We start from the raw sequence: 21,495 nt of genomic DNA, 5'->3' as shown, positions 1-21,495 counted from the left end.
ATGTGAAGGAAGAGTCTATATTAGTTAAAGCAGGAAGAAAATTTAATGACTATAAAGGTTCCATGAACCCGCCAGTTTATCATTCTTCTACCATATTATTCCCTACTTACAAGGACTACTTAAATGCAGCAAATGGAGAAAGTATATACGATGTAATCAATGATGGTGTTGCAAGGGATTATAGCTACAGTAATGTTGGTACTCCTACTGTTCATTATCTTTCAAATGCACTGGCTGAAATTGAAGGGAGTGGACAAGCGCTTATTTATCCTTCCGGACTATTTGCACTTACTTTTGCTATTCTAACTTTCGCTAAAGCAGGCTCGCACGTTTTAATTCAAGATAATAGTTATTATAGGCTTAGGAGGTTTGCAGAAAATGAGCTACCAAAAAGAGGAACAGAAGTAACTTTTTATGATCCAACACAGGATATAACTGATTTAATTCAGAGTAATACTTCATTGATAATGATCGAGACTCCTGGTTCTGTAACGTTTGAGATTTCAAATATAGAGCATATAGTAAAAGTTGCTAAGGAACATAAAATTGTGACCGTTTGTGACAATTCATGGGCCACTCCTTTGTTATTTAAGCCGCTTGATTATGGAGTTGATGTTGCACTATATGCGGTGACAAAGTATCTAGCCGGTCACTCAGATTTAGTGATGGGAGCTATGGTTGCTGAAGGTGAAACTTTTAAATTGCTTTATGAGAGCTATAAAAATTATGGAGTAACCATTCAATCGCACGACTGCTACCTTGCACATAGGGGACTAAGAACACTGCACACACGTATAAAAAGGCACCAAAATACAGCAATGGAAGTGGCAAAGTGGCTAGAAAAACATTTAAAAATCAAAAAAGTTTTGTACCCAGCACTTCCCTCCCATCCTCAACACGAATTATGGAAAAGTTACTTCAAAGGAGCAAGTAGCGTATTCAGTATAATACTGGATAGAGAATATTCATGTGAAGAACTAAGCTGCATGGTTGATCATATGAAAATTTTTAGTATTGGTGCTTCTTGGGGAGGGTGCGACAGTTTGATATTACCAATAGATCGTAGATCTATGTCAAGATCTGTAATGAATTCAGATTATGGTGGAAGTTTCATGCGGATATTTTGTGGACTAGAAGATTCTGAGGATTTGATCTCTGATTTAAATGCTGCACTAGCAAGACTGCCATGTTTGAATATCAAAGCTGGCAGATGAAACTGAGAGAATTACTGCATAACATTATTGATGTTAACTTTGATATTGAAATCAAGGGCGTTACATGTAATCCCAAGAGAGTCAAGGAAGGTTATCTTTTTGTTTGTGTGTCAGAAAGGAGTAAAGAATACGCAACATGCGATACTGGAATCCATATCCTTCCTACTGAATCACAGTGTTACGTACACAACTGTGTAGACGTTGTGATACAAGGGGCCAAGAAAGATGTCATCCCAGTGCTTGACTACTTGGATCCAGAAAATTTAATTGCAAATGAGCACACTAGGCAATTGTATAATAAAAACTGGATTCCAGTGTCACGCACTGGAATGACAGATACTTCGAGCTTTGCAGTGCTTGAACACCCAAACCCTCAAGAAATATACAGCGAAATAGTCAGCAGGTTTTATCAATTCAAACAGCCCAAATATGTTGCTGCTGTAACTGGTACAAATGGTAAAACTTCAGTAGTAGAATTTTGCCGCCAGATCTGGCAAAACTCTGGCTATAATGCTGCGTCTATTGGAACACTTGGAACATGCATCAATAATGGCAGAAAAGGTAATAGCAACAGCCTTACCACTCCAGGTGCAGAAGACCTTTACGCAACATTGCGTGGTATAAGTGTAGAACACTTAGTGTTGGAATCATCAAGTCATGGGATTGATCAATACAGAATCCATGGATTAAAGTTGAGTGCTGCAGCTTTTACTAATTTCTCGCAAGATCATTTAGATTACCATAAAAGTCTTGGTGGATATTTAGAAACTAAAAAAAGGTTATTTTACGAAGTATTACCAGAAGGAAAAACAGCGATTTTAAATGCGGATATAGATGAATACGGCGCATTGCTTAAAATAGCTGAAAAACGCAGTAATAAAGTTGTGACTTATGGAAAAAAAGGCTCTGATATTACTTTATTAGAGCAAACATCAACCCCTAATGGTCAACATCTTACAGTAAAAATTGATAACCAAATTTACAATACATTTTTCCCAGTTTTAGGAAAATTTCAAGCATATAATCTGCTATGTGCAATTGGTATATCTGGATTAAATTACAGAGAAATATGCGTAGAAAAACTCGTTTCTCCACCAGGAAGAATGGAAAAAGTGAAACCTTTTGCATTCGTGGATTACGCTCATACTCCAAGTGCGCTTAAACAAGCCCTATTGTCTTTAAAATGGCATATCAACAAAAAAATAATTCTAGTTTTTGGATGCGGTGGAAATCGCGATCAGACGAAACGTTCAGAAATGGGCAAAATAGCACAAATGTATGCAGATAAAGTAATAATTACAGATGATAATTCGCGTGATGAAGATCCGGCAAAAATTCGCCACGATATTTTGCTACATTGCCCTGATGCACTGGAGATAGGAGGTAGGAGAGAAGCTATAGAGAAAGGCGTAGATATTGCCTATAACGAGGGTATGATTCTGCTAGTTGCAGGAAAGGGAAATGAGAAATTTCAAATTATAGGCAACCAAACTTTTGAATTTAGCGATGTTGAGGTTATTAAAAATCATGCCTTAACATACTGATTTTCGCAATGGGCTTACCTCCGCTAATGTGCGAATATTGAAGCAAAAGTGATGTCATCCCAGTGCTTGACACTGGGATGGCTTTGTTGCATAGCAACTGAAAAAATCTGGTGGCTACTGACAAAATTCATTATAAAATAGCCATTTAACCTTGAAAGAAAAAATATGCCACAAAAAATGAGGGTCAGTAACCATAGCGAATATAACAAATTTCTAGAAAAAAGAGGAAATATTTTTCATTATATCAACGAAGCCATAGAAAAGTGGTACGAGAATGGTCCAAAAATACCAGGTGGCAACAATATTTATAGCGATAAAGTTGTAATTTTGGTGCACATAATAACTTGTTTATTTAGAATAGGCCTGAGGCAAACAGTTGGGTTTATAGCAGGATACCTTGAGCAAATTGGGAAAAATTTGCAAGTTATCAGCTATTCACAATCATCAAGAAGGTTTAAGAAACTCAATATTAAGATCAATGATTGCAGAAAATAATATGGAAGATATCGAAATTGCTATAGACAGTACAGGAATTAGTATATACAACAACACTCCTGGTCATAGCAAAGAAAATAGCGAAGATAGAAAGTATCGCAGCTATGAACAGACAAGAAAATTGCATGTAATGTTGAATACAAACAGCAAAAAAGCCATAGCTGTAAAATACAGTAACGGCTGATCACTATGGAGCTTGTGATTTGCTAAAAGAAGTCGATTTTCAGTATGTCATAAAAGTACTATATGCAGATAGGGCATATGACAGAGAAAAGCTCTATAAGCTGTGTAATCAATATGGTATAAAAACGAAAATTCCTCCGAAAAACAACGCAGCAGAGCATCCAAAGTTAGACTATATGGCTGAGAGAAATTCTGCAGTCAAGCTCATAAAGTCATATGATGAAGATAGTATAAAGAAGTGGAAAAAAGAGATGAGTTATGGAAAAAGATCTTATATAGAAAGTTTTTTCTCGCGACTGAAACAAACATTCGGGTTTAGTTTTAGGAATAAATCTGAGACAAATAGAGAGAAGGAACTACTTGTTAAATGCTATTTGCTCAATAAGTTCACTGATATTGGTATGGCTAAATTTGAGATAGCTTCATAAATTTATTGTGCGTTACCTACTATCCGAAGAGCGATGCAACAAAGCCATCCCAGTGTCAAGCACTGGGATGACACCCTCCTTGGCAAACAATGTTCGTACAGCTATGTGCGTGACGCTGGCGCTGGAATCTAGAAAAAAATAGATCCAAGTAGTCAAGCTACTTGGATGATACTGACTGCTAATTTTTTATGCAAGAGGTCCAATCATTCACCGTTCTTGCAAGTGATAGCACTCTCACTTCTTTTGCACCGGAGTTTAAAATTTCCTGAGAGCAAGATCTTACAGTTGCTCCGGTTGTTACCACATCATCAACTAATATCACGATTTTATTTTCGATAATTTTCTTGTTGCTTGTTTTAAAAGCCTTCTTTAAATTTTTTTCACGCTGTTTAAGTGAAAGACCAGCTTGAGGCGCAGTATGGCGAAGGCGTTTTATTGCAAATGGCGTATAGGATAAATTGGACAACTTACTCAATTCTTTTGCAAGCAGTGCTGCTTGATTATATTTACGTTTAAACAAGCGCATTTTATGTAACGGTATAGGGATTATGATCTCTGCGTTCTGAAATGTATCCTGATTAGCTTGGTGTATCCACTTTGCATAGATTTTTACGTAATTCAAATTATCAAAAAATTTGAAATTTATAATCATGTTTCTACTATGTTGATCATAAGCAAAAACTGATCTTAATACTTTAAACGGTGGAGGATTGATGATGCACTTACCACACGTATAAATATTGTCTAAGATTACTACGCCACAAACATTGCAGTAATGCTTAGTTAGAAAATTGATTTTTTTGTTACATTCACTACACAGATTAAGATTTTCATCAATGATACACTCGCAACTTACGCATACGTTTGGAAATATGAGATTTGTAGCTTTGTTTAGTAAGAGAAGGTTCACAATTCATTAAATATATTATAAAATTTATATAGTATAGCTAAAGTAACTTGTGCTTACACTCTTTCACTTTTTATTTCATCTCAATATAGTTCAAACTAAGCCACTGCTGAAAAAGCAGAACTTATAACTCAGTAGATAAACGCTGATATTTTTCTGGTTCCTGTATTTCACTCAACTTACTTTGCACTTTGTCACAAGCCCACACAAGTGGCGTTATGATTGACGCGGCAGCCCAAACGATAGCAGCACAAGCATAACTTACAATCTTGTTAAATACTCTAGCTACTGCATTAGCACAATCTTGCCCAGCACTTAAAAATGCATTTGAATGATCAACTAATGACTTTGTACTTGCTTTTAAACAATAGTCCCCTGTTATTTTTGACAATCACTTGACTGGAAAGTATGACAAACATGCCACTATCAAAAATAAAGGTTGCAATATTATGTTGGCTGCTAAAACAGCACCCAGTGTACACAATGAATACACTCCCTCTGCTCTGTGGCCCACGTATTCACATTTATCATTATCTTGATAATACTTGTTATAATTGTCTTTACTCTCAACTCCACAAATTACGTCTTTCACAGGTCCTAGCACATTATCAACGTAACGTACAGATTTATAGAAACTATTTTCTGGAACTAGTGTGTTATCTTCTGCTTTCTTAGCAGGTACAACTCCATATTCAACGTACCTTCTAAAGTATCGATATACTGACATTCTTATCTCCAAATCATAAATATGCAACCTAGCCTAATATAATTAAGAAATAGTTTATAATAAATACGTTTTAAGATACCTGCCTGTAACACTTTCTGGAATTTTTACCACTTCTTCTGGAGTTCCAGTAGCAATCACTTCTCCGCCTTTTATTCCTCCCTCTGGTCCGATGTCTATTATATAATCTGCAGTTTTTATAACGTGCAAATTGTGCTCGATAACTATAACAGTGTTTCCCAGATTGACTAATCTATGGAGTATTTTTAGTAAGTTATTTATATCTTCAAAGTGTAATCCAGTTGTTGGCTCATCAAGAATATACAATGTTCTTCCGGTAAATCGTTTTGATAGCTCTTTGGACAGCTTTATTCGTTGTGCTTCACCCCCAGACAACGTTGTTGACGACTGTCCGAGTTTTATATAGCCAAGCCCCACTTCCTGCAAAGAAATCAACTTTTCTTTTACCATTGGAAGGTTTTCAAAAAAATCACAAGCTTGATCTATCGTCATATCAAGGACATCAGAGATTGATTTTTCTTTATAAGTAACTTCCAATGTTTCCCGATTATACCTTCGCCCTTTACATTGCTCACACTTCACATAAACGTCCGGTAGAAAATGCATCTCTATCTTTAAGTGCCCATCACCTTTACAAGCCTCACACCTTCCCCCTCTGGTATTAAATGAAAACCGGCCTATATTATATCCCCTTGCTTTTGACTCCGAAAGACCTGCAAACCAATTTCTTATATGAGTGAACATACCAACATATGTTGCTGGATTTGACGCAGGAGTTCTACCAATTGGCGACTGATCAACTTCTATAACTTTATCTATATATTCAAGGCCTTCTATTCTATCACACTGACCATACCTTGCAGACGAATGATGTATCTTATGTGCTGAATATTTATATAACGTTTCTATGACTAAACTTGATTTTCCCCCTCCTGATATTCCAGTAACACAAATAAGATTCCCTATAGGAAATTTAACGTTCACATTTTTTAAGTTATTTTCACATGCATTTATTACTTTTATGAACTGAGTTGCTTGCTTTCTTCTCCTTGGAATTAAAATTTTTTTCTCTCCACTCAAATATTGCCCTGTTATGCTCCCCGAATTTCTTTGCACCTGGTCTGGTGTTCCTTCTGCAACAACTTTTCCACCATTTACGCCAGCTCCAGGACCAATATCAATCGCATAATCAGCAGCCATTATTGTATCTTCATCATGCTCAACAACGATTACAGTGTTACCCATGTCTCTTAAGTTTTTTAGTGTGGCAATTAACCGATCATTATCACATTGATGAAGGCCAATCGAGGGTTCATCAAGAACATATAAAACCCCCGTTAATCCTGAGCCAATTTGCGAAGCAAGTCTGATCCTCTGACTCTCGCCGCCAGAGAGAGTGCTAGATTCTCGATCAAGCGTTAGGTAATTCAACCCTACATTCTTTAAAAATGTTAGCCTCTTGATTATTTCACTTAGTATTTTATTTGAGATTTGCTTCTGTTGTTCTGTGAGCTTGTCTGGCAAATTTTCAAACCACTTAAGGGATTCATCGATACTAAGCCCTGATATTTCACCTATATGTTTGCTATCAATTTTTACTGTAAGCGCTTCTTTTCTCAATCTATAGCCAGTGCATTCTCTGCAGTGAGTAACAGAGCAATATCGCTCAACAAGCGTTTCATCATAATCCATCTGGTTTTCTAAGATACTGACCAAACCTTGAAATTTACCGAAGCCAAAGAGTATCATATCTTTTACTTCTTGATCTATGTTCTTCCACGGAACATCAAGGCTAAATTTACAATTTTCAGCCAGTGATAGAATTGCACTTTTTAAAAATCCATAACCTGTGTGCACTTGACGGAACATTGATCCCACTGGCTTTAAAGCGCCTTCAGATATTGAAAGAGTTTCATCTGGCACTATCAGCTTCACATCAATAGCCAGCTTTTTACCAAGCCCATTACACGAACCACATGCACCGTAAGGGCTGTTAAAAGAAAATAATCTTGGTTCTATTTCCTCAAGAGTGAAACCAGACTCGGGGCATGCAAAATTCTCTGAAAAAGTCAGAATTTGACCATTTTTATACTCGGAATTATGGTTGTCAGGTAGGTTTACTATTTCTACATACATTAGACCATTACCAAGTTTTAGTGCGGATTCTATACTACTTGGCAGTCGATTTCCTATATCGCCCAATATTGATATTCTATCTGCAACCACAAAAATGTCGTGTTTCTTGTTCTTATCGAGTTTAGGCAAGTCATCTACATTGTACACTTCACCATCTATTTTGAACCTTACGTAACCTTGTCTTTTAATTTCCAATATCTCTTTAAGATGTTCTCCCTTTCTACCACGCACAACAGGGGCAAGTATATATATCTTAGTTTCTAAAGGTAACGCAATTATAGTATCTACAATTTGAGACACCGTTTGTTTTGTTATTGGTAATCCAGTTGCAGGTGAATAAGGAACTCCTATTCGTGCATATACTAAGCGCAAGTAATCGTAAATTTCGGTAACAGTTCCAACTGTTGACCTTGGATTTTTTGAGATCGATTTCTGGTTGATAGATATTGCAGGAGAGAGACCTGTAATCGACTCAACATCTGGTTTATCCTGAATGTTGAGAAATTGACGCGCGTAAGCTGACAGGCTTTCAACGTACCGGCGTTGGCCTTCTGCATAAATCGTATCAAATGCAAGGCTAGACTTGCCAGAACCACTTAGCCCAGTTATAACAACTAGCTTATTTTTCGGTATATTGACGTCTACACCTTGCAGATTATGTTCCCTTGCGCCCTTAACTCTGATAAAATCGTCCATATTATACCATATAGCGTATTAACCATTATAGCCTCAAAATACGTGAATTTATAGTGATATATTGATTTTCTATTGATTTTTTCAACTGTTACGGAAAATTAAGCAGCGTTTGATAAATCGTCATTCCGCTACTTGTTAGCGGCTGAGATACCGCGACGGTATGACGGTTAAGTAGGCCAGTGCCCCTATGATGTCATCCCAGTGTCAAGCACATAGCTGTACGAACGTTGTAGTTTAGGAGCAATTCCCACCAGTGGGCCAGTGCCCAGACACTGGTTCTATGCAACTTAATTAAAAACGTTTGTTTTAGCGTAAGACAACTACCTTTAGCTCATCAGCTCAGTTATAAGCAAAATTTCTGGATTCCAGACTGGAATGACACCATTTGCTGTGCAATTTACCTTCAAAAATGAATGTTCGTACAGCTATGTGTCAAGCACTGGGATGACACCATTCTTTTTTCTGGATTCCAGTGTCTGGGCACTGGAATGACACCCCCCTGATAGGCTAAAATCATAGTGTTTGTACAGTTGTGGGTTTAGGCTACCTATAAATTCTAAACTGTTGTTACGTATTAGGACCACCAAATACACCCCCAGGACCCAAAGTCAGTTTAGCTATATCAGAAAACAGGTTATGTGGAAATCTTAAAATACTTCTTGTTCGCCAAGCAAAATAAATACATTCCTACAAACAAGCAGATGCTCAATACTGACACATAAGAAAACTTAAAAATTAAATCTCTAATGTATATTGATAAGCATTTACCTGCAGAAAATTTGTATAGTAATCCAACACATACAACGGCACTATCAACCACTGATGCTATAATTAAAGTAATGAAATTTGCCATATGAAAATTCAACTTGGACTTCAATTTTTCAAAAATAATTATGCTTGAGAGAAGAGATACTAAAATTGCAGTATATGAAATCAATATCATCAAATTAAAACTTTGCCATTTAAAAACACAACATAGCGCTGTACACACTATTAAGTTGTACGTAGCTTTGCTTCTGCCATAAAATTCAACCATTGAATTTACAACTAAAGCAGCTCCCACAAATAAGGCAGCACATATCATCAATTTATTTGAAGTGTTGAGTAAAGAAAGACTGATAAACAGGAGTATCGATAAAATAGACATAATTACCTACCCAAAATTAATAACATACATTCATTCTAAATAAACATTACATATAGTAAAAGAGTTATTTAGCATAATAAGAAAAATATTTTACATTAGCATGCCACATCTTTCAGATCTACTTTTAAAACATCCTTTATGTTTAGCACCTTTTTCTCTGTTACTTTGCCAATACATGAATAAACTGCACCTTCAAACAATTCTTCAAACCTCTTCTGATTTTGTGGTGCAATAGTAACCAAAATTCTACTTTGCGATTCAGAAAACATTATTATCTTGTTTATTATGTCTGTATTTTGTATTTTTCCTATTGGCACTAGTGAAAGATCGATTTCAGCACCAAGGTCTCCTGCAATTAGCGATTTTGCCAGAGCAATAACTAATCCGCCTAAGTTTGGTGCAATTGCAGAGGCAATTATGCCATCTTTTATTGCCTGGTTGTAACGCTCATACAACTTCCTAGCGCTCTTTGCATCAACTTTTGGTACGTTGTTATTACCTATTCCACTATATAACTGATATTCAGATCTACCAAGTTCATCAAGTGTTTCTCCAAGCACATATATCAAGTCCCCTGGCATTTTTACATCAAGCGATACCGCATTTTCAATATTTTCTATAATTCCAATTGCTGAGATGAGTAATGAAGGTGGTGCAGAGATTATCACTTTCTCGCCATTTTCATCATATCCCTTGAAGTCATTGAACATACTGTCTTTTCCGGATATGAATGGTGTTTTAAATGCAGTTGCGAAGTCGTAACAAGCCTCTGCAGCTTTCTTTAGTTGCCACAACCTTTCTGGATTATAAGCATCACACCAGCAAAAATTGTCGAGCAACGCTAGATGATTTATATTTCCTCCTGCGGCTACATAGTTGCGTATCGCGGTGTCAATTGCACATGCTGCCATGTGGTAGGTGTCAATTTCTCCATAACTTGAGCCAAATCCTTGCGATTTTACAACACCTTTATTTGAAGAAAGAACAGGCCTTGAGACAATAGCTTCGCTGCACATTCTTCCCTTGCCTTGCAGTGGTTTTAACACTGACGATCCTTGAACCTCATGATCATATTGCACCACTATGAACTCTTTACTGCAAATGTTTGGTCTGCTTAACATTTCTTTTAATTCAATTTCTAAAGAAGGCGAACTTGTTGTCATTCCAGCGCGTGGCGCTGGAAGCCCCTTAGACCACGGCTTTGTCTGTAAATGCATTTTAGGATTACCATCATGCAGAAATTCAGTTCCGATATCCATTATTACTGTCCCTTTAGGACATTTAACAACGGCTTTACCACTCTCATTAAACTCTCCAATCACACAAACCTCCACATCATGTTTTTTCATGATTTGCTTAAACATAGGGAGATTTTCTTCTGGCACTGCTAAGGTCATTCTCTCTTGTGATTCTGATATCCATATTTCCCACGGAGCCATACCATCGTTTTTAAGGAGAACCTTGCTCAAATCAACTTCAAATCCGTCTTTTCCCATTTCACCAATAGACGACGACAGCCCACCTGCTCCATTGTCCGTTATTGCATTATAAAGACCAAGATCTCTTGCTTTTATGACGGCATTGGATAGTTTTTTTTGTGTTATAGGGTCACCAATTTGCACAATCGTTGAAGGGCTGTTTCCCGACAAAGCCTCTGAAGAAAACGTTGCACCGTGAATTCCGTCTCTTCCAACTCTTCCGCCAATAATTACGATTTTATCGCTGTTTTTAGGCCCTTTGATGTGTGAAGGTGCGTTATTTATGTTGCGCGGAATAATTCCGACACTGCCAACAAAAACTAACGGCTTGCCACAAAATCTATCGTCGAAATATACCGATCCAAGTTGTGTTGGAATACCAGAGCAATTACCAGCAACATTAACACCGTGAATCACTTCTTTCATTATATATTTTGGCGGTAAGATCTCATCAGTGCGCTCTTTATCCCTATAAAATTTGCCTTTTGCTTCTTTGGCAAAGCAAAAGTAATAGGTATTCATTATAGGCTCTGCGCCTTTCCCGAAACCCACTATATCGCGATTAACTCCAAGCACTCCGGTCATTGCTCCACCAAATGGATCAAGAGCTGAAGGGCTATTGTGAGTTTCAACTTTATCTACAATCAAGTAATCGTCATCAAAAATTATTCCTCCTGCGTTGTCGGAGAAAACTGACACGCATATGTCAGAATTTATCTCACGCGTTGCACGCTTAATATAATGAGCATATAGACCGTCTTTTATTTCATCAATAGGGGAGCAAAAAATATTGTGTTTACAATGTTCAGACCAAGTCTGTGCCAGAGACTCAAGTTCAATATCATATGGATTTCTACCAAGTTTTTTAAAGTAATCCTTTATAGCTTTCATTGCTGCCAGCGAGAGCCCTAAAGTGCCATTACCATCGATTCCATCTCTGCTGATTTTCTCAAGTTCTTGGTCACTTACATTTAAATCAACAGATTTAGCCCCATTACTACTTGATATCACTCCAGTGCTCTCTTTTGTCATCCCAGCCTTTTTTTCTGTCATCCCAGTGCTTGACACTGGGATCCATTCTTTTTTTTCCTGGTCACGTGCTGGAATGACACCGGAGTGGGTATTTAATGACTTATATTTACCATAATATTTCCAGCTATAGTTATTATTTTCTTTACAGATAAGTGTGCAATACTCAGTGATGGGGTTGAACTCTTGTTTTATATCATCTTCGGTTGGTAAATCTCCTTGACTTAGAATCAATTTTGAACTTCTTGCTTTGATCTCAATTGGTGTCATTCCAGCGCGTGACGCTGGAATCTGCGTTTTCTCTTTCTGGATCCCAGTGTCAAGCACTGGGATGACAAAAGAAGGGGCTGGGATGACAGGCTGGTCGATATAGCCTTTGCTTATTAAATACTCTCTAACAATTTGTTTCACTGTGTTGCCTACATTATCGGTCATGCCAGGTAGGAAGCTTATTTCCAAGCCCCACTTTGCTTGTGGTTCTATGAAATCATACGGAACTTCTTCAAGGTTTTCATTGTAGGAATAATAACGGCAGTCTTGTATGACTTTATTATAAAATAGCCCGCAAATTTCTTCATATAATTTGGATGGTAATCCTTTGCGTATGTAAATCGAGTAAACGTTGACTAACCATCTGCGGCCAATTTGCTCGCATTTATTTAAAACTTCTATTCTAATGTTTGCCATGTAATGTTATAAAAAATTTTAATATATAATAGCATACAAGCACGTTTATATTTTGAATAATTTCTATACAATAAAATATTGTATTAATTGTTACTGTTAGTGGGAAGAGTTTTTACCGTTAATGTGGATGAATCTCTTTTTGATGTGCTGGTTCAGCACATATTTTCTGAATATGAAAGAGAAAAAATTCCTGAAGTAAAAATCATACTTCCTTGCAAGAGGGATGTGATAGCGCTGCTGAGTGCATTCAAGAATCATAACGCTAAAAAATGCATAATTTTGCCAGAGATAGTTTCGCTAGAGAATATTGATGAGGAAGATTTAATATTAAATCTTGATAGGGTTAAAGTTATCAAGCCAACAAAAAGGACACTGCTACTCATTCAATTCATATTGGAGTGGAATAGAAAAAATAATGATAATTTTCCAATTGATTTAGCTTATAGCCTGCCATCACTGCTTGATAAAATTCAATCTACCCAAACAACGGATTGTTATCAATTTGATGAACATTCAAAAAAAATAGAGAATTTCATAAGCTTACTCACTGAGACTTGGAGTAAAACTTTAAAAGATTTAGAAGTAGTAGATATATTAAAACATAAGAGTGATTACATAAACAATATGATAATCTCTTTACAAAAAGACCAATATATAATCTTTGTTGGAATTGGAAAGGATAAGTCGTTAATTAGGGCTATATATGATCTGCCATTTGGAAAAATAATTTTGCCTAACTTGAATTTGAAAATTAAAGAGAAAGACTGGAAATCGCTTGATAAAAAACATTATCAATATTGCCTGAAAGATCTGCTCGATTATTTAAAAGTGGATAGAAGGGATGTTAGTTTTCTGCCAGAAGCGTGTTCTCCAGTGCCCAGACACTGGGATCCAGAAAACTTAACTTTAAATGAGCGCACCAGGTGGCTGTATAATGAAAACTGGATCCCAGTGTCAGCTACTTGGATGACAGAAGAAAGGGCTGGGATAACAGGAAGTCCTGAGGAATATCTAGATTACGTCTTTGATACAACTGCCGATCTAAGCAAAGTTAGTAGTGGACATGTTGGCAATATTGAAGTCATCACTTGTGATTCCAGAGAGGAAGAAGCACAAGTGACATCATTAATTATAGAAAATGAAGGTTATGAAAACATTTCTTTGGTCGTCTTTGATAAATTACTTGCAGCTCGTATAGCATGTTTATCAAGGCAACACAGTGCCATACCGGAAAATTACCCTTATATAACGCTTCTGCTTTATAGTATCGAAGTTTTGACCTCAAATTGGAGCAGTGTGTCATTACTTTCGCTCCTTAAACATAGGCTAGTGACTTTTGGTTACACTCAAGAAGAGTACACTCGGATTTTATCTGAATTTGAAATAGAGATATTACGCAACTTTAGTACAAATGGTCTGAGCGATATTATAAATGCTATCAATGCCCATAAAAAGCTAAAATACAAAGAAGATATATTACTTATTATCAGTAAGTTAGAGGTTATATTTAATCCTTTACTTCGTTCTATAAATTGCTCTATTTTCGATGTGGTAGCAACTCATTTGCAGTGTATTAATATATTATCTGGTATAAATTTTTCAGAGCTAAATAGTGAAATAGGTAATTTTACCTGTAATTTCTCAAATGCATGTGAGGGTGTAGGAATTAAATGCTCCTTAGAGTTATATAGCCAAATTCTGACCTTATTTTTAGAGAAAGAGTTTTTCTTTGTAGCAAGTGACTTGAATAAATTCAGCTTATATCACAACAAAGTTGTAATACTTGCTGGATTTAATGAAGCGCCAAGCTTTCAAAGTCCGCTTTTGAATGCACTTACGAGAGAAAAATTTAATCTTCCTTCTGCGCAAGAAGAGCAGGGGTATTTTTTTTATACTTTACACAATTTGTTTTGTGCAAGTAAGGTTTATATTACAAGATCGCTAAGCCATAGAAAGCCAATTCTATTGCAGCGTTTGGAAATTCTACTCAAGGAGGGGAAGCAGCCGTATCGTGATTGGCTAAGGATATTAAATACGCCTGAATGTACTGTTCCATGTACTCAGCCTATGCCAAAACCTCAAACCGAAGTTAGAAAAGAAAAAATGCAGGTGATGTCTTGCAGTGCAATAGAAAAGCTAATTCGTAATCCTTATTCATTTTACGTTGAATATATACTGGGTCTTAAACAATTAAGAGACTTGAATTTCAAGCCATCGATATTGGAATTTGGCACTATGGTACACAACATTCTTGCAAGATATTTACGCAACAAAAAATCGCCAATGAGCATTGCACGAAAAGCATTCTCGACTAGTCAGTTTAATTTTTCAAATATGTGGTGGGTAAGACTGCAAAGGATAATTCAATCTTTTGTCGAATTTGATGAAACTCGAAGCAATTATGTTGAGTTGGAAAAGAACTTTTCCTGTCCGATATTTCATATTCCAGCGCGTGACACTGGTTCTTGTGATCAGTATGAAACTGCTTGGATGACAAATAAGCCACAAGAAATTTCACTGATAGCAAGATGTGATAGAGTTGAGTATCTACCAAGTGGGCAAGTGGCAATTATAGACTATAAGCTTGGTACACCACCTTCCAATGAAGAAGTAATGTCGGGATTTTTTCCGCAATTAATTTTACAAGCCTTAGCGGTAGAACATATAACAAAAAGAGAAGTCTCAGAACTTGCTTATTGGAAACTTGATTATGATAAAATAAAAGTTATTTCTATACAAAATTATAGATACAAAATGCAAGAATTAAAAAATGATCTGCCTGGTTTTTTATCTAACTATTTAAGTAATTCCACACCCTTTATTGCCTCTCCATATTTTGATAAATTCCTGAGATTTAACAGCTATAAACAGCTAGAAAGGGTAGGAGAGTGGTTGTAAATGGTGTCATCCGAGTACCTGACACTGGTTTCCATCCAAAAGGGTGTCATCCCAGTGCCCAGACACTGGGATGGCTTTGTTGCATCACACTTTATGAGATGGTGATTTATGGTAAATTCATGTAACTATCTCAAATTTAGCCATACCAATATCAGTGAATTTATTAAGCAAATAGCATTTAGTTCTTTTTCTCGATTTATCTCAGATTTATTCCTAAAACTAAATCTGAATATTTGCTTTAATCTTGAGAAAAACCCTTCAATATAAGATCTTTTCCCATAATTTACTTCTTTTTTCCATTCTTTCATGCCATCTTCACCGTATAATTTTATTAACCTAATAGCAGCATTCCTGTCAGACATATAATCTATTTCTGGATGTTCTGCCGCATTGTTTATTGGTGGAATTTTTGTCTTTATATCATATTCGTTACACAACTTATAAAACTTGTGCCTATCACATGCTCTATCTGCATATAGTGCTTTTATGGCATGCTGAAAATCAACTTCTTTTAGCAAATCACAAGCTCCATAGTGATCAGCCGTTACTGTATTTTACAGCTATGGCTTTTTTGTTGTTTATATTCAACATTACGTGCAATTTTCTCGTTTGCTCATAGCCACGATATTTTCTGTCAGTGCTATTTTCCTTGCTGTGACCAGGAGTGTTGTTGTATATACTAATTCCTGTACTGTCTATAGCAATTTCGATATCTTCCATATTAGAGGTTGTCCGGAAACAAGTAAAAGGCTATAAGAGGTTGTCCGGAAACAAGTAAAAGGCTATAATATCTGAAATTTTAGTACGGGGTAAAGATGAGAAAAAAGTATCCAACAGATCTAAGCGAAAGGGAATGGGCAAGAATAGAAAAACACTTCAGAGTATCATACAAGAAAGGAGGAAGGCCGCCAAAGTATAGCAAAAAAGAAATATTAGAAGCAATTTTCTATGTATTGCGTACAGGGTGTCAATGGCGGTATTTACCAAATGATTTTCCGCTATGGAAGACTGTGTATGAGCAGTTCAGGCAATGGAAGAAGCAGGGAATTTTTGAGAAAATGAATTATGAAATTACAAAATATAGTAGAAGAAAAATAGGAAGGAATGAGCAGCCGAGTGCCTGTATAGTAGATAGTCAATCTGTAAAGACTACAGAAAAGGGGGGATCAAAGGCTATGATGGAAGTAAAAAAGTAAAGGGTAGAAAAAGGCATATAATTACAGACACTCAGGGTTTTATACTAGGTTGTTACGTAGGCGCTGCTAACGAAAATGATAGAGATGGTATTAAAATAGCATTAAACAATATGAGAACAAAATATACTAAAGTTAAAAAAATGTGGGCTGACATGGGATACCAAGGAAGAAATTTAAAGAATCACATAAAGGAAGAATATGACATAGATATTGAAATTGTTAAAAGGCCTCCATGTAGATTTTGGGTGCACAAAGATACGCCACCTGAGCTACTACCAACAAGAGAACAAGGGTTTAAAGTACAGCCAAGAAGATGGGTTGTAGAAAGGACTTTTGCTTGGGTTAATAGGAATAGAAGGCTATCGAAGGAGTATGATTTACTCACAACATCCACTGAGAATTTCATATACCTAGCTATGAGTAGGGTTATGTTAAAGAGGGAATATGCTTGAATTTACTAGTTTCCGGACAACCTCTAATTCAGCGTTCTCTATCTTTAAAGCTTTATTTTCTGCTTTTAAGTTTTCTATCTCTGCTTCCAGTTTTTCTATTTTTTGCTGTAAATTTTTGCAAAGTTCTAAAAGGTTTACCACATTACCTCACTTTTGCTCTATGATTATCTTTATTATCTTGCTTTGTCTACCTTATTCTACCACTCCGCTGAACGGATACCTTGGGTTAGCTATAGCTAACACCACAATTGTACTAACATTGTGATTTGAGAACAACCTTCACCAGAAAGGGTGTCATTCCAGTGTCAAGCACTGGAATGACGAGAGGTAACGCAAGAAGTTTACTCTTAATAAAAACCTGATGATGAATCATTATTACCAAATTTCGGCCTATTTCTGTTGCTGAAACCAGAACGAGGACGAGGAGGCCTCTTATGGTGACTTCCTCCAGGTTTTCTACTAAATGAATTATTGTAATAATTATCCCTGTCATTTGGACCATCTTTCCTTTCCTCGTTGTAAAGCTCACCTTCAAAAAACTCTCCCGTCTCTTGATCAACCCGACGTCTTGACAACTTTGGACACCCACCTTTTTCGAAATCAATTACTAGTGCTTTGAAAGTATCATCTTGTTTAAGTACGCTCTCTATAGAATCTATATGTTCATTAGCTACTTCACTTATGTGCATTTTTCCTTTTCTGCCATTAAGAAATTCAAGCTCTACAATAGACTTCTCTATTCTTACAACCTTGACATCAACTATAGAACCTTGTTCTAGTTCTGTTATTGAATCAATCATCATACTCTTTGCAATTTCAGCTTCAGTGCCACTCGTAGCAAAAACAGAAACTTTACCATCATCTCCTATTTCAATTTTTGCATTACTTCTTTCACACACACTGCGTATATTTTTCCCCTTAGAACCTATAGCAGCAGAAATTTTGTCTTTATCTATGTAAAATGATAACATCCTTGGTGCATGGTCTTTGACATCATCACTGTGTTCTGAAATCACTGCATTCATTTTTTCTAAAATATGTAATCTTCCAGCTTTTGCCTGTTCTAAAGATTTTTCAACAATTTCAAAGCTTATACCAGAAATTTTCATGTCCATTTGTAGCGCCGTAACCCCTTCACTAGTTCCTGCTACTTTAAAGTCCATATCACCAAGATAATCTTCATCACCAAGTATATCGGAAAGTATTACATACTCGTCTTTATCTTTGATGAGACCCATAGCAATTCCAGCAACAGGGGCCTTTATTGGCACACCCGTATCCATTAAAGCAAGAGAAGTCCCACAAACTGTTGCCATAGAAGAAGAACCATCAGACTCCAAAATTTCGGACACTACTCTTATTGTATAAGGAAATTCAGACTTATCGGGTAAAACAGGATGAATTGCTTTCCAAGCAAGTTTGCCATGACCGATTTCTCTTCTTCCTGGTGCACGCGCAGCAGAAGTTTCTCCAACAGCAAATGAGGGAAAGTTATAATGCAACATGAAATGCTCACGTCTATCCCCTTCAATATCATCCACAATTTGCTCATCTTGAGTGGTGCCAAGAGCAGTAACAACCAGTGCCTGAGTATTGCCTCTTGTAAATAGTGCAGAACCGTGAGTTTTGGACAGAATATCAACTTCAACTTCTATCTGACGTATCTCATCATGCTTACGACCGTCTATCCTTACACTTTTCTTCCTAATTATTTCACGTACTAAAGATCTTTCAAAGTTTTTTACTGCATACGTAATTAACTTTTCGTCTTTTCCAGTTTCTTTAAGAGTATTCAATATATTCTCTCTGATCGCTTCTAGAGCTTGAACTCGCTCTTGTTTTACTGTTTGCGAATATGCTTTTTCAAAATCTTTACCGTATTTTTCGAGCTCTTGTGTTATATCTGATGCATCAATAGGGGCAAAGCTCTCAGGTTTATTGCCAATTGTATCAGCAAACTCTTTTATGAGCTTAATGACAGGCTTAAGGTGTTCATGGCCAAATTTTATTGCATTAAAAACATTTTCTTCAGAGAGCTCTTTCACTTCTGATTCAACCATTAAAATTGAATTTTCATCACCAGACAAAAACAGATCCAAGCTGCTTGCTTTCATCTCTTGAACAGAAGGGTTGAGTATATAGTTATTATTTTCATCACAACCAACCATCACTCCAGCTATAGTAAAGTGAAAGGGAACACCAGAAATTGCAAGAGCTGCAACAGCACCAATCAATGCTGGCACTTCAGGAGGATTGACTGTATCATAAGTTAATAGATTGCACACCACACTAATTTCATCATGAAATCCTTCTGGGAATAGTGGTCTTATACTTCTATCTATTACTCTTGAGATTAAAGTTTCTCTATCAGATGGCTTGCCTTCTCTTTTAAAAAACCCGCCAGGGATCTTACCCATGGCATAGCTTTTTGCGATAAACTGCACATTTAAAGGTAGGAAATCAACGCTTTCTTCCTTCTTTTTACGTACAACAGTTACTAAAACAGAAGTATCACCGTAATTTACAACTACTGAACCATGAGCTTGGCGTGCTATTTTTCCTGTTTCTAAAGATAAGGCACGACCACCCCACTCTATAGATTTTTTTATAATTTTAAACATATTAAATTCCTCGATTATTTTCTAATGCCTAACTTCTCTATTAATTCCTGATAGGCTTCATTACCAAATTTACGCTTTATATAATTTAAGTGCTTGCGTCTTCTACCTATCAATATAAGTAAACCACGCTTAGAGTGATGGTCATGCTTGTGCACTTTAAAATGCTCAGTTAAGTTACTGATCCTCTCGGTCAAAATTGCACATTGTACAAAAGATGAGCCTGTATCATCTTCTTTAATTGCATATATATTTATCAAACTCTTTTTCTTTTCGGATGTTATCGACATCTAAACCTCATTTTAAATATTAAAAACACGAATAGGTTTCACACAACCATAAATAAAACTGCAGATTGCAATAGGTACACTACCCACCACCGTACAACAAATATCATGATTCTTTAAATTACGCAAGTTATTTAATACAACTTCCTGACCTTTTCTGATTTTCCCCGCATCTTCTAGGGAAATTTCAACTTTGAACATCGATTTTAAAGCCGATTCAATGGGGATGACGAAACTTTTTGTATTACTCCCTGTCACTCCATCATCTTCTGTCATCCCACCCCCCTCTGTCATCCAAGTAGCTGACACTGGGATGGCTTTGTTGCATCGCTCTTCGGATAGTAGGTAACGCACAATAAATTTATGAAGCTATCTCAAATTTAGCCATACCAATATCAGTGAACTTATTGAGCAAATAGCATTTAACAAGTAGTTCCTTCTCTCTATTTGTCTCAGATTTATTCCTAAAACTAAACCCGAATGTTTGTTTCAGTTGCGAGAAAAAACTTTCTATATAAGATCTTTTTCCATAACTCATCTCTTTTTTCCACTTCTTTATACCATCTTCATCATATGACTTTATGAGCTTGACTGCAGAATTTCTCTCAGCCATATAGTCTAACTTTGGATGCTCTGCTGCGTTGTTTTTCGGAGGAATTTTCGTTTTTATACCATATTGATTACACAGCTTATAGAGCTTTTCTCTGTCATATGCCCTATCTGCATATAGTGCTTTTATGGCATGCTGAAAATCAACTTCTTTTAGCAAATCACAAGCTCCATAGTGATCAGCCGTTACTGTATTTTACAGCTATGGCTTTTTTGTTGTTTATATTCAACATTACGTGCAATTTTCTCGTTTGCTCATAGCCACGATATTTTCTGTCAGTGCTATTTTCCTTGCTGTGACCAGGAGTGTTGTTGTATATACTAATTCCTGTACTGTCTATAGCAATTTCGATATCTTCCATATTATTTTTATCAATTCTGCAATCATTTATCTTAATATTAAGTTTCTTAAACCTTCTTGATGCTTGTGAATAGCTGATAACTGCCAAATCTCTTCCTATTTGTTGCAAATACCCTTTTATAAACCCGACTGTTTGTCTTAAACCAATTCTAAAGAAACTGACGATTATATGCACCAAAATCACAACTTTATCACTATAAATATAGTTGCCGCCCTGCATTTTTGGACAATTCTCGTACCAATTTTCTATGGCGTCATTGATATAACAAAAAATGCTTCCTCTTTCTTGGAGAAATTTGTTATATTCATGGCAGTTACTGACTCTCATTTTTTGTGGCATATTTTTTCTTCAACAGTTAAATGGCTATTTATAATGAATTTTGTC

At 36.3% G+C, this 21,495-nt stretch carries 22 protein-coding genes and 1 pseudogene; 8 read left to right on the top strand and 15 right to left on the bottom strand.

Annotated elements, in window-relative coordinates:
- The first annotated feature begins 2 nt into the window (after positions 1-2).
- The 6 genes and pseudogenes from metC to ACICQD_RS06555 all read left to right on the top strand — a co-directional run bounded on the left by metC (position 3) and on the right by ACICQD_RS06555 (position 4,006).
- Positions 3-1,236 (top strand): annotated as a pseudogene (gene metC / locus ACICQD_RS06580) (cystathionine beta-lyase).
- A complete protein-coding gene (locus ACICQD_RS06575; RefSeq protein ID WP_264329829.1) occupies positions 1,211-2,758 on the top strand; it encodes a UDP-N-acetylmuramoyl-L-alanyl-D-glutamate--2,6-diaminopimelate ligase in 1,548 nt (515 codons plus the stop codon). The pseudogene metC and the gene ACICQD_RS06575 overlap by 26 nt, the downstream one beginning before the upstream one ends.
- A gap of 165 nt (positions 2,759-2,923) precedes the next feature.
- Positions 2,924-3,253 (top strand): transposase, encoded by a 330-nt coding sequence (locus tag ACICQD_RS06570; RefSeq protein WP_007548762.1) that lies wholly within the window; start codon positions 2,924-2,926, stop codon positions 3,251-3,253.
- 1 nt (position 3,254) lies between these two features.
- Entirely contained in the window at positions 3,255-3,437 is a 183-nt protein-coding gene (locus ACICQD_RS06565) for a transposase (RefSeq protein ID WP_167347183.1), read from the top strand.
- A gap of 19 nt (positions 3,438-3,456) precedes the next feature.
- Complete coding sequence (locus tag ACICQD_RS06560) at positions 3,457-3,864, top strand: transposase (RefSeq protein WP_264329436.1); 408 nt, start codon at positions 3,457-3,459, stop codon at positions 3,862-3,864.
- 7 nt (positions 3,865-3,871) lie between these two features.
- Positions 3,872-4,006, top strand: coding sequence for a hypothetical protein (locus ACICQD_RS06555; protein ID WP_256437791.1), 135 nt, complete (start codon positions 3,872-3,874; stop codon positions 4,004-4,006).
- A gap of 36 nt (positions 4,007-4,042) precedes the next feature.
- Here ACICQD_RS06555 and ACICQD_RS06550 read toward each other — a convergent pair whose 3' ends face one another.
- The 7 genes from ACICQD_RS06550 to ACICQD_RS06520 form a co-directional block, all read right to left on the bottom strand.
- Entirely contained in the window at positions 4,043-4,774 is a 732-nt protein-coding gene (locus ACICQD_RS06550; RefSeq protein WP_264329435.1) for a ComF family protein, read from the bottom strand.
- Positions 4,775-4,895: 121 nt separating this feature from the next.
- Complete coding sequence (locus tag ACICQD_RS06545) at positions 4,896-5,162, bottom strand: hypothetical protein (protein WP_244663111.1); 267 nt, start codon at positions 5,160-5,162, stop codon at positions 4,896-4,898.
- The gene (locus ACICQD_RS06540; protein ID WP_264373774.1) at positions 5,163-5,498 is read right to left on the bottom strand and encodes a hypothetical protein; all 336 of its coding nucleotides are present in this window, start codon (positions 5,496-5,498) and stop codon (positions 5,163-5,165) included.
- Positions 5,499-5,552: 54 nt separating this feature from the next.
- Complete coding sequence (gene uvrA / locus ACICQD_RS06535; RefSeq protein ID WP_395461773.1) at positions 5,553-8,348, bottom strand: excinuclease ABC subunit UvrA; 2,796 nt, start codon at positions 8,346-8,348, stop codon at positions 5,553-5,555.
- A gap of 425 nt (positions 8,349-8,773) precedes the next feature.
- Positions 8,774-8,935 (bottom strand): hypothetical protein, encoded by a 162-nt coding sequence (locus ACICQD_RS06530; protein WP_264711432.1) that lies wholly within the window; start codon positions 8,933-8,935, stop codon positions 8,774-8,776.
- Positions 8,936-8,982: 47 nt separating this feature from the next.
- The gene (locus tag ACICQD_RS06525; protein WP_006279733.1) at positions 8,983-9,495 is read right to left on the bottom strand and encodes a hypothetical protein; all 513 of its coding nucleotides are present in this window, start codon (positions 9,493-9,495) and stop codon (positions 8,983-8,985) included.
- 95 nt (positions 9,496-9,590) lie between these two features.
- The gene (locus tag ACICQD_RS06520; RefSeq protein WP_395461772.1) at positions 9,591-12,689 is read right to left on the bottom strand and encodes an AIR synthase-related protein; all 3,099 of its coding nucleotides are present in this window, start codon (positions 12,687-12,689) and stop codon (positions 9,591-9,593) included.
- A 99-nt stretch (positions 12,690-12,788) separates the two neighbouring features.
- Here ACICQD_RS06520 and ACICQD_RS06515 point away from each other — a divergent pair, with 99 nt between their 5' ends.
- Positions 12,789-15,587, top strand: a complete 2,799-nt coding sequence (locus ACICQD_RS06515) for a WPE palindromic element domain-containing protein (protein ID WP_264329429.1) — start codon at positions 12,789-12,791, stop codon at positions 15,585-15,587.
- A gap of 125 nt (positions 15,588-15,712) precedes the next feature.
- Here the strand turns inward: ACICQD_RS06515 and ACICQD_RS06510 are convergent, their stop codons facing one another.
- Both ACICQD_RS06510 and ACICQD_RS06505 read right to left on the bottom strand, forming a co-directional pair.
- A complete protein-coding gene (locus ACICQD_RS06510; RefSeq protein ID WP_395461771.1) occupies positions 15,713-16,105 on the bottom strand; it encodes a transposase in 393 nt (130 codons plus the stop codon).
- Positions 16,106-16,124: 19 nt separating this feature from the next.
- Positions 16,125-16,307: a hypothetical protein gene (locus ACICQD_RS06505; RefSeq protein ID WP_265038401.1), complete on the bottom strand. Its 183-nt coding sequence runs from the start codon at positions 16,305-16,307 to the stop codon at positions 16,125-16,127.
- A 95-nt stretch (positions 16,308-16,402) separates the two neighbouring features.
- Here ACICQD_RS06505 and ACICQD_RS06500 point away from each other — a divergent pair.
- A protein-coding gene (locus ACICQD_RS06500; RefSeq protein ID WP_209472412.1) for an IS5-like element ISWpi1 family transposase occupies positions 16,403-17,235 on the top strand; the annotation gives its coding sequence in 2 pieces (ribosomal slippage) (positions 16,403-16,772 and positions 16,772-17,235; 834 coding nt in all).
- Here the strand turns inward: ACICQD_RS06500 and ACICQD_RS06495 are convergent.
- The 6 genes from ACICQD_RS06495 to ACICQD_RS06470 all read right to left on the bottom strand — a co-directional run bounded on the left by ACICQD_RS06495 (position 17,215) and on the right by ACICQD_RS06470 (position 21,450).
- Positions 17,215-17,376, bottom strand: a complete 162-nt coding sequence (locus tag ACICQD_RS06495; RefSeq protein ID WP_395461836.1) for a hypothetical protein — start codon at positions 17,374-17,376, stop codon at positions 17,215-17,217. The genes ACICQD_RS06500 and ACICQD_RS06495 overlap by 21 nt on opposite strands.
- 206 nt (positions 17,377-17,582) lie before the next feature.
- Positions 17,583-19,856, bottom strand: a complete 2,274-nt coding sequence (pnp, locus tag ACICQD_RS06490; RefSeq protein ID WP_095742791.1) for a polyribonucleotide nucleotidyltransferase — start codon at positions 19,854-19,856, stop codon at positions 17,583-17,585.
- A 14-nt stretch (positions 19,857-19,870) separates the two neighbouring features.
- Positions 19,871-20,143, bottom strand: coding sequence for a 30S ribosomal protein S15 (gene rpsO, locus ACICQD_RS06485; protein ID WP_006279944.1), 273 nt, complete (start codon positions 20,141-20,143; stop codon positions 19,871-19,873).
- A 12-nt stretch (positions 20,144-20,155) separates the two neighbouring features.
- The gene (locus tag ACICQD_RS06480) at positions 20,156-20,494 is read right to left on the bottom strand and encodes a hypothetical protein (protein WP_231115842.1); all 339 of its coding nucleotides are present in this window, start codon (positions 20,492-20,494) and stop codon (positions 20,156-20,158) included.
- Between the two features lie 7 nt (positions 20,495-20,501).
- On the bottom strand, positions 20,502-20,909 hold the full coding sequence (locus ACICQD_RS06475; RefSeq protein ID WP_395461770.1) for a transposase: 408 nt from the start codon (positions 20,907-20,909) through the stop codon (positions 20,502-20,504).
- A 19-nt stretch (positions 20,910-20,928) separates the two neighbouring features.
- A complete protein-coding gene (locus ACICQD_RS06470; RefSeq protein ID WP_265023248.1) occupies positions 20,929-21,450 on the bottom strand; it encodes a transposase in 522 nt (173 codons plus the stop codon).
- Positions 21,451-21,495 lie beyond the last annotated feature (45 nt).

This window comes from Wolbachia endosymbiont (group A) of Therophilus tumidulus (assembly GCF_964277345.1).
Classification (GTDB): domain Bacteria; phylum Pseudomonadota; class Alphaproteobacteria; order Rickettsiales; family Anaplasmataceae; genus Wolbachia; species Wolbachia pipientis.
The sequence above is the reverse complement of the archived record's forward strand: the minus strand, read 5'-3'. Positions and strand labels throughout refer to the sequence as shown.

Coding starts and splice junctions, on each gene's coding strand:
- ACICQD_RS06470 (WP_265023248.1), bottom strand. CDS start 21,450: ATGCCACAAAAAATGAGAGTCAGTAACTGCCATGAATATAACAAATTT.
- ACICQD_RS06565 (WP_167347183.1), top strand. CDS start 3,255: ATGGAAGATATCGAAATTGCTATAGACAGTACAGGAATTAGTATATAC.
- ACICQD_RS06570 (WP_007548762.1), top strand. CDS start 2,924: ATGCCACAAAAAATGAGGGTCAGTAACCATAGCGAATATAACAAATTT.
- ACICQD_RS06575 (WP_264329829.1), top strand. CDS start 1,211: ATGAAACTGAGAGAATTACTGCATAACATTATTGATGTTAACTTTGAT.
- ACICQD_RS06520 (WP_395461772.1), bottom strand. CDS start 12,689: ATGGCAAACATTAGAATAGAAGTTTTAAATAAATGCGAGCAAATTGGC.
- pnp (WP_095742791.1), bottom strand. CDS start 19,856: ATGTTTAAAATTATAAAAAAATCTATAGAGTGGGGTGGTCGTGCCTTA.
- ACICQD_RS06525 (WP_006279733.1), bottom strand. CDS start 9,495: ATGTCTATTTTATCGATACTCCTGTTTATCAGTCTTTCTTTACTCAAC.
- rpsO (WP_006279944.1), bottom strand. CDS start 20,143: ATGTCGATAACATCCGAAAAGAAAAAGAGTTTGATAAATATATATGCA.
- ACICQD_RS06505 (WP_265038401.1), bottom strand. CDS start 16,307: ATGGAAGATATCGAAATTGCTATAGACAGTACAGGAATTAGTATATAC.
- uvrA (WP_395461773.1), bottom strand. CDS start 8,348: ATGGACGATTTTATCAGAGTTAAGGGCGCAAGGGAACATAATCTGCAA.
- ACICQD_RS06540 (WP_264373774.1), bottom strand. CDS start 5,498: ATGTCAGTATATCGATACTTTAGAAGGTACGTTGAATATGGAGTTGTA.